This is a genomic window from Bacillus sp. AFS098217, assembly GCF_002551815.1.
Lineage (GTDB): Bacteria > Bacillota > Bacilli > Bacillales > Bacillaceae_G > Bacillus_A.
In genome coordinates this window covers 1-7,984 of record NZ_NVPR01000027.1, presented here as the reverse complement: position 1 = coordinate 7,984, position 7,984 = coordinate 1, and the positions used below count along the sequence as shown (strand labels likewise).

At 35.6% G+C, this 7,984-nt stretch carries 5 protein-coding genes; 4 read left to right on the top strand and 1 reads right to left on the bottom strand.

Features of this window, described 5'->3' with window-relative positions; genetic code table 11:
• Nucleotides 1-494 precede the first annotated feature (494 nt).
• The 3 genes from COO03_RS06750 to COO03_RS06735 all read left to right on the top strand — a co-directional run bounded on the left by COO03_RS06750 (nt 495) and on the right by COO03_RS06735 (nt 4,995).
• Nucleotides 495-1,208, top strand: a complete 714-nt coding sequence (locus COO03_RS06750) for a response regulator transcription factor (RefSeq protein ID WP_097896196.1) — start codon at nt 495-497, stop codon at nt 1,206-1,208.
• Nucleotides 1,205-2,257 carry a sensor histidine kinase gene (locus COO03_RS06745; RefSeq protein WP_097896194.1) on the top strand — a complete coding sequence of 351 codons (1,053 nt, stop codon included), beginning with the start codon at nt 1,205-1,207 and terminating at the stop codon, nt 2,255-2,257. Before COO03_RS06750 ends, COO03_RS06745 begins: the two co-directional genes overlap by 4 nt.
• 446 nt (nt 2,258-2,703) lie before the next feature.
• Complete coding sequence (locus tag COO03_RS06735) at nt 2,704-4,995, top strand: binary toxin-like calcium binding domain-containing protein (RefSeq protein ID WP_097896190.1); 2,292 nt, start codon at nt 2,704-2,706, stop codon at nt 4,993-4,995.
• 62 nt (nt 4,996-5,057) lie between these two features.
• On the opposite strand, the gene COO03_RS06730 is transcribed toward COO03_RS06735, so the two are convergent.
• Nucleotides 5,058-6,047 (bottom strand): NAD(P)/FAD-dependent oxidoreductase, encoded by a 990-nt coding sequence (locus COO03_RS06730; protein WP_097896188.1) that lies wholly within the window; start codon nt 6,045-6,047, stop codon nt 5,058-5,060.
• Nucleotides 6,048-6,512: 465 nt separating this feature from the next.
• On the opposite strand from COO03_RS06730, the gene COO03_RS06725 reads away from it, so the two are divergent.
• Entirely contained in the window at nt 6,513-7,721 is a 1,209-nt protein-coding gene (locus tag COO03_RS06725) for an NAD(P)/FAD-dependent oxidoreductase (protein WP_097896186.1), read from the top strand.
• Nucleotides 7,722-7,984 lie beyond the last annotated feature (263 nt).

Sequence of the window (7,984 nt, the reverse complement as noted above, 5' to 3'; positions counted from 1 at the left end):
AGCCCTGCTAGACAGAATAAAAAGTAACCTAGCCGCGTTTGCTCTTTCTGTTTTTACTTCGCATGTGGCAGAAAAAGGCTCTGACCGCTTCTATGCATGGCTAGATGCTCTCTCCCACCCAAAAAGAGGGGTTTTATGTAGGCTTTTTAATTAATGTATATATAGGAAAAACATTTTTTTAGATTACATGATTCATAATTTTCCAATTAAATAAAACCTGTCTATGGCTTGTTGTATCTCTTTTAAAAATCCTATATATTTAATCTTCCAGGGGTTGATGAATTAATAATCATACAGTAGTCTGGTGTTAAAATAATCATTTGGTTTATATAATTATGATTCGTGAATAGTATGGAACACGTAGACTTACAGTGTTCTTTTTTTAATTGACAATCTTATTCGTTACATATATATAAATCATTATTTGTATTTATTATATACATAAACGAAGTATTTCTTTCGTTATTGATAAAGGAACAGAGGAGATTTCATGTATGAAAAAAAGAATTGTAATCATAGAAGATGAAGATAATATCCGAGACATATGTAAACGATACTTGGAAAGAGAAGGATATGAAGTATACACCGCTGGAAATGGAGCGGAAGGTTGGAATGTATTTCAGCAATATCAACCAGATTTAATTATTTTGGATTTGATGATGCCGAAAAAAGATGGCTGGGAATTATGTGAGGAAATTCGTCAATACTCTAATATCCCTATTATTATGTTAACCGCTAGGGGAGAAGAAAGAGATCGAATTTTAGGATTAACAATGGGCGCGGATGATTATGTGACAAAGCCGTTTTCACCTCGTGAATTAGTATTAAGGGTGCAGATTATATTAAGAAGAGGAAATCAAACAACGATACAAGCGAAAGAACCTGTATCAGAAATGATAGAGTTCCTAGATTTGAAGATTGATCCAACGAAAAGACGTGTATTTGTTTGTGGATATGAAATTGAGTTAACGGTGAAAGAATTTGAGGTACTTTATCTAATGGCAAAACATCCAAAACAAGTATTTTCACGATCTCAACTTCTGGAACAGATATGGGATTTTGAGTATGAAGGATGCACAAATGTAGTAACAGTGTTAATGAGTCGTCTACGTGAAAAATTGGAGAAGCATACAACAAAGAACCGTTGGATTCATACAGTTTGGGGTATAGGGTATCGCTTTGAGCCAGGTGGAGGAAATGAAACATGAAGTTAAGGTATCAATTGTTATTGATGAATGTATTAAGCACGGGCATCATAGTCATTTCGATCTGGTATAGTGACAGAAGAATGTTACTTAGACCGGAACAAACACGGTTATTAATAGGAATTGTGTTGGTAGCAATGGTTCTTTCAACGATTATTTACTGGTTAATGACACGTCCTATTATGAGATCGATTCAAAATTTAATTGCATTAACGAAACAATTTAGTGATAGACACTTTGAAACGATGTACATAATCGGAAAAGAACCAGAAGAGTTTAAAGAATTAGCGACAGCTTTTCAACAAATGGCTAAAAAATTAGAAGAAAGTTTTACGAAGTTAGAGCAAGGAGAAAAAGCACGTACAGAACTAATTGCGAATATTTCCCATGACTTACGAACCCCTATGGCTAGCATACAGTTGATGATAGAAGCGTTACAAGATGGTTTAATTGAAGATCCTAATATGAAAATGCAGTATCTAACGACGATCCTAAACGAAATCCAAAGATTAAGTGGATTAATTAATAATTTGTTTGAGCTTTCTAAGTTAGAACTTGGACAAGAAGTCTTTCACCCTAGTTTAACACATGTAGACAGCATTCTATTAGAAGTACTAGATTCCCATGCAATCTTATTGAAGGACAAAGATATCCATTTGCAATTGCACGTTTCGGATACATTGCCACGACTTTGGATTATGCCGTGTAAAATCATGCGGGTTATCAGTAATTTGTTACATAATGCGATTCGGCATTCCCCTACATTTGGAACAATCGAGTTAATTGTAGAAGAAAATAAACAGAAACAGAAAGTTACATTCACTTTGCGTGATGAAGGAGAAGGGATTTCTTACGATGATCAATTACGTATATTTGATCGTTTTTTCAGAACAGACCCATCAAGAAGTTCACAATCTGGAGGGTCTGGACTGGGACTAGCCATTGCAAGATCACTAGTTGAGATACACAAAGGAGAAATTGGTGTTCAAGATCGTTCGGATGGGAAACAGGGATGTGAATTTTGGTTTACTCTTCCCGTTACATCAGAGTAGACATTCTAACTTACCTAGAAAGAAAGGGAAATGGCGATAAAGAAATGAAAGCTAACACTTAGTATACTAGGTTATCTAACAATGGCATTGACATTATGATTAGTAATTAATATATCTATAAACGAAAAACCCTTCAGAAAACTTGAAGGGTTTTTCGTTTACATAAGCAACAAAGATATGAATCACACAAATAGAGAAAAAGAATCCTTTATTTCTTTTTTGTTAAACAATCAAAGCAAACGACTATTGGGTTTAAGGAATATCCTGAGGGTAAATACTATAATTTGAGTTTGATAAGTGTATGTTAGAAATTTCAAAGCCTTTCAAATCAATGAAAGACTTTTGTAACATTTATGAGAGAGAAATGAAAGATTTGTTAGCTATGATGAAGTTAATCTTACTAGTAGATGTTCTAACTCATCTAGAAAACAAGGAGAAAAATGACGATGAAAAAAAAGAAATTGAAGCCAGCATTTGCTGTATTAAGCAGTGTAACAATGGCACTAACTTTAGCATCCCCTGCTTTAGCAGACGTAAATCAGCCAAGTCCAGAAAGTAAAGTTGAGAAGTTCCAAGAGAATGCAAATGTAAAAGAAGAAAAAGCTGTTCTTGGAACTGACGGAAAAAAAGGACAGATTTCTACTGAAAAAATTGAAGTACAAAATAATGATTGGGATAAAGATGGTATTCCTAACGATTTAGAGACAAATGGATATAAAATTGAGTTCAATTACCAAACTGGGAAAAATGAAGCGCAGGCATGGGATCCAGAGAAAGATAAAGGAAAGTTAAAATTCATCACGAATCCTATGAGTGCGAATTCAGATGGAGATCCTTTTACAGATGATTATGAAGTTGCACATTTTGGCAGTGATTCTGATACTGATTTCAATCCAATGGTTGCCAATATGCCGAACTTACAAATTGGCATCAAACGTATTGGAGTTACCCCTATTAAGGAAATTACAGATTCAAAAGGAGGATCTATTAATAAGGGCTGGGAGAAAAGTGTATCTACACAACATTCCTTTAATGTTGGTCTAACTGTGGGAGGCGGTGTTGAAGGTTCAGCAGCAGGCCCAACACCAAAAGCTGATGCTTCATTAAATGTCGGCTATGGATATTCAAAAACTGACACGGAAACAGAAAGCTATTCTAATAATTTTGATTGGTCTACTGCAACAACAGTTGATACAGCAAAAGCAGCAAAAGTAAGTTTACAGTTAGAGTATAAAAATACGGGTACAGCATCGGCTGAAAATGTTTCTCCACATTTTAACATTCGTTTAGGGGACAAGATTATCAATACTGTAAAGGCAACACAAGATCGTTATAAAGCACAGCATTTAAGCACAGAAAAAGGCGGAAGAAATAAAACAGAAGTATTAATCGATAGTTTAGAAGGTCAAGCGGATGTAAATATTTACTTAACGTTAGATGAATTAAAAGCTGTTGAACAAGGTGCACTTCTTTCTGTTGAAGTATTACCGACGAGCACAATGGACGTGTCTATCGAACAAGACGGAGAATTTAAAAATTTAGGAGATGCAGGGAAATATGAATCTCGTGTAAATGCTTCTACTGCATTACTAGAAACAGATATCGGAAATCAACCGAAGTTTAGAGTGTATGCGCCAAATGGTGTTGGTGCGAATACAAATTTAAAGTTGAATGAGGTTTTAAAACATATTAACGTAGATTCTAAAAAAGTAAATGCGCTTGTAGAAAATTACGGTGGACAGCGAGACGTCTTTGAGAAAAACAGTTTAGAAAATATAAAAGAAGAGGCTGTAACGAAAGGTTGGAGAGTCGGTGTTTTTGAACAACTACAGCCACCGACATTATCATATAGCGCTTATGATCCAATTAAGAAAAAGCTTTATGCGGCAGTCGTACCTGGCTTATTAGGAGCAAATAATGAAATTACTGCTTCTTTTGAAAAGAGAAATTCTAAAACAACACAACAAGTAACATTGGTGAAAAATGGGAATTCATATGAATCTAAAGAAACTGTAAGCTTAGATCAATTCGATCCATCAAAAGAAGTGACATTTGAAATCAATGATGCACAAAAGAAACTTCCGATACAAAAGATCTCTACAGCTGTTAAGTATAATAAAGAGTTCGATAACTTATTAGTAGATAATAATGGTGAATTTATTGTAGAAGGAAAACCGTATTATTTGAAAACGTCTAGCTCGGAAATTCGTGAAGGTAACGTGAGAGAAGAGTGGCATGTAAGTACTTTATTTCAAACTGTAAACGGAAAATATGTACACTTTAATCTAAAAGGAAACAACTGGGATGGATTAAGACTTGGACCGAAGAAACAAGAAATACATGGACCAGATATTGAAGCTACATCAGTAATCATTGAGAGAAAAGGTCAGTCTAGACCAGGAGAGCCAATTGGAAAAGATGAGGAAGTATTCCTTAAATTTACGAACAGTACTCATGGTGGCTATCAATACCTTAACGTTGGAAATGGGTATGATTATAGTTGGTTAGATCAAGAACGTAACAGATCGACAATTAAATTAGATAAAATTCCGAATCAAAAGAGCTTCTATTTAAAATCTGATTCTACTTATATCACGTATAGATACAATAAATGGGTTGGTAGTGTCGCAGATAATGGGATTTTCCCACCTGTATCTTTACATGAGAATATTTTAACAGGTGAGCATACAAATTCACCAGATGAGAAGCATAAATGGGAGTTAGAAAGTATTAAGTAAAGTAAGAAAAGAAGGCACAATTTCTATTGTAGAAATTGTGCCTTCTTTATCATATCTATACATTAAAACATACTAGAGCTATGCATTGGCTGCAGTTTTGCATTTGGATCGAAGTAAGCTTTTGCATTGTTTACTGCTGTTGGTGCTTCACCAAAGCCACATGCAATGAGTTTTACTTTTCCTTCATATGTACAAACGTCACCAGCTGCATAAATGCCAGGAATATTTGTTTCCATTTTAGAGTTTACAACGATGCTGTTCTTTTGAATGTCTAAGCCCCAGTTTTTAATTGGACCAAGGGACGAAACAAAGCCGTAGTTTACGATGACATCATCAACGTCAATGACAACCTTCTCTTCTGTTTTGACATGCTGCAGAACAACTTGTTCAATTTTGTCTTCACCAATGAGTTCAACTGGAACGTATGGCGTTTTTACTTCTGCACGAGAATTCATTAAGTTTTCTACGCTATGTTCATGAGCGCGGAATTTATCACGGCGATGAACAATTGTAACTTGGTCAGCGATTGGCTCTAACATCATTGTCCAGTCTACCGCAGAATCACCGCCGCCAAATACAACGACGCGTTTTCCAGCAAATTTATTCATATCATCAATAAAATAGTGCAAGTTTTTCTTCTCAAATTTTTCTACACCGTCTAATTCTAAACGGCGTGGTTGGAAAGCACCGTTACCAGCTGTAATAATGACAGATTTAGAATAGTGTGTTTGTTTATTTGTTACAAGCTTAAATACGCCATCAGCTTGTTTTTCAAGTGTGTCCACTGCTTCTTCTAAGCAAACGGTTGGATCAAACTTTTTCATTTGCTCTTTTAGGTTGTTCACCAATTCTTGAGCGCGTACTTTCGGAAATCCCGCAACGTCATAAATATATTTCTCAGGGTATAGTGCGGACAATTGTCCTCCAAGCTGTGGTAAGCTCTCAATAATTTTTACACTTGCCTGTCTCATTCCGCCATAAAACGCTGTAAATAGTCCTGTTGGACCTCCACCAATAATCGTTATGTCGTAAATTTTTTGATTTTCTGTCACTATTTATGCCCCCCTATATATGGAATTTTGATATTGATTCCATATATTTTTCATATGTATACGAAAATCCTGCAAATGATTGTACTTCATTTAAATGATAGCATATTTTAGTTCATAATATGTAAGAAAACGACGGAATTGTGTGTAAGCTTTTGCATAGATTAGTTAGAAAGAGGTATAAAATATCTCGGTAGGAAAATACATGAAATATAGGCTTAAAAACCCTTGAAAACGCTATGTTATTTTAAAATAATGATAATTCTCTAGGTGCTTGAATTATGAAATGAAACCGACTAATATAGGAAAGTATTATGTTAATTTTTTATGACAAATTTCGTAATTTTTTTTGAATACGTTTTGTTGTAATTGAGAATGTGATAAATTCCACATTCTTGACAAATTGAGTGTTTAGCACTTTGATCTTATTTTTTCATTACTATTAATAAAGAAAAGGGTTGTGATTCAGTGAAAACTCCAAAAATCGTAGTTTTAGGTGCAGGTTATGGTGGGATGATTACGACTGTTCGTCTACAAAAAACATTATCTGTAAATGAAGCTGAAATTACGTTAGTAAACAACAACAGCTATCACTACCAAGCAACTTGGTTACATGAAAGTGCAGCTGGCACATTACATCATGATAAAATCCGTCTCGACATTAAAGACGTTATTGATACAAATAAAGTAAACTTTGTACAAGATACAGTTGTAGAAATTAAAGCAGCTGAAAAACGCGTTATCTTAAAAAATGGTGAGTTAGAGTATGATTACTTAGTAATCGGTCTTGGCTTCGAATCTGAAACATTTGGTATTAAAGGATTGAAAGAGCATGCATTCTCTATCACTAACATTAATGCAACTCGTCAAATTCGTGATCATATGGAATATAAGTTCTCTCAATATGCGACTGAAAAGCGCGATGAGTTAGTAACAATCGTTGTTGGTGGCGCAGGGTTTACAGGTATCGAGTATGTAGGAGAACTTGCAAACCGTATTCCTGAACTTTGCAAAGAGTATGATGTTCCACGTGAAAAAGCACGTATCATCTGTGTAGAGGCTGCTCCAACAGCACTTCCTGGTTTTGATCCAGAATTAGTTGAGTACGCTGTAAAACAGTTAGAGAAAAAAGGCGTAGAATTCCGCATCGGTACAGCAATTAAAGAAGCGACTGAAGAAGGCATTTTAGTTGCAAATGGTGACGATGTTGAGTTACTTAAATCTGAAACTGTTGTTTGGGCTGCTGGTGTTCGCGGTAACGGCATTGTGGAAGAGTCTGGCTTTGAAGCGATGCGCGGACGTATTAAAGTTGATGAGTATATGCATGCTCCAGGTCATGAAGAGGTATTTATGGTTGGTGACGCAGCGTTAATCATTAATGAAGAAAATAACCGTCCATATCCACCGACAGCACAAATTGCAATTCAGCAAGGTTACAACATTGCGCATAACTTATCTGTGTTAATTCGCGGTAAAGGCGAAATGAAGAAATTCGTATTTGATAACAAAGGTTCTGTATGTTCATTAGGACATGAAGATGCAATGGGCGTTGTTATGGGTAAAAAGCTAACGGGCTGGAAAGCTTCATTCATGAAGAAAGTAATCGATAACCGTTACTTATTCTTACTTGGTGGACCTTTATTAGTTCTTAAAAAAGGTAAATTGAAGTTCTTTTAATATATAAATATAAATGAAAAAACCTTTCTTTTTTGATGGGAGAGAGCATCCGGCCATGCATAGAAGCGGTCAGGGCTTTTTCCTACCCCATGCCATGTTAAAACAAAGGGAGTAAACGAGTGGAGATCCACTTTTGTTTTCACAGCCGTGTTTTATCCCGCTATTTGCGGGCAGTAATACTCCCACCTCAAAATTCGGCGAAAGCATTGTCCAGCTCTAGCGGCTAGAATCTCCGGTCGTTTCGCCCCCTCGGACGAGGCAAA

Excerpts from the sequence above, each read along its gene's own strand:
- COO03_RS06750 (WP_097896196.1), top strand. The coding sequence starts at position 495 with ATGAAAAAAAGAATTGTAATCATAGAAGATGAAGATAATATCCGAGAC.
- COO03_RS06745 (WP_097896194.1), top strand. The coding sequence starts at position 1,205 with ATGAAGTTAAGGTATCAATTGTTATTGATGAATGTATTAAGCACGGGC.
- COO03_RS06735 (WP_097896190.1), top strand. The coding sequence starts at position 2,704 with ATGAAAAAAAAGAAATTGAAGCCAGCATTTGCTGTATTAAGCAGTGTA.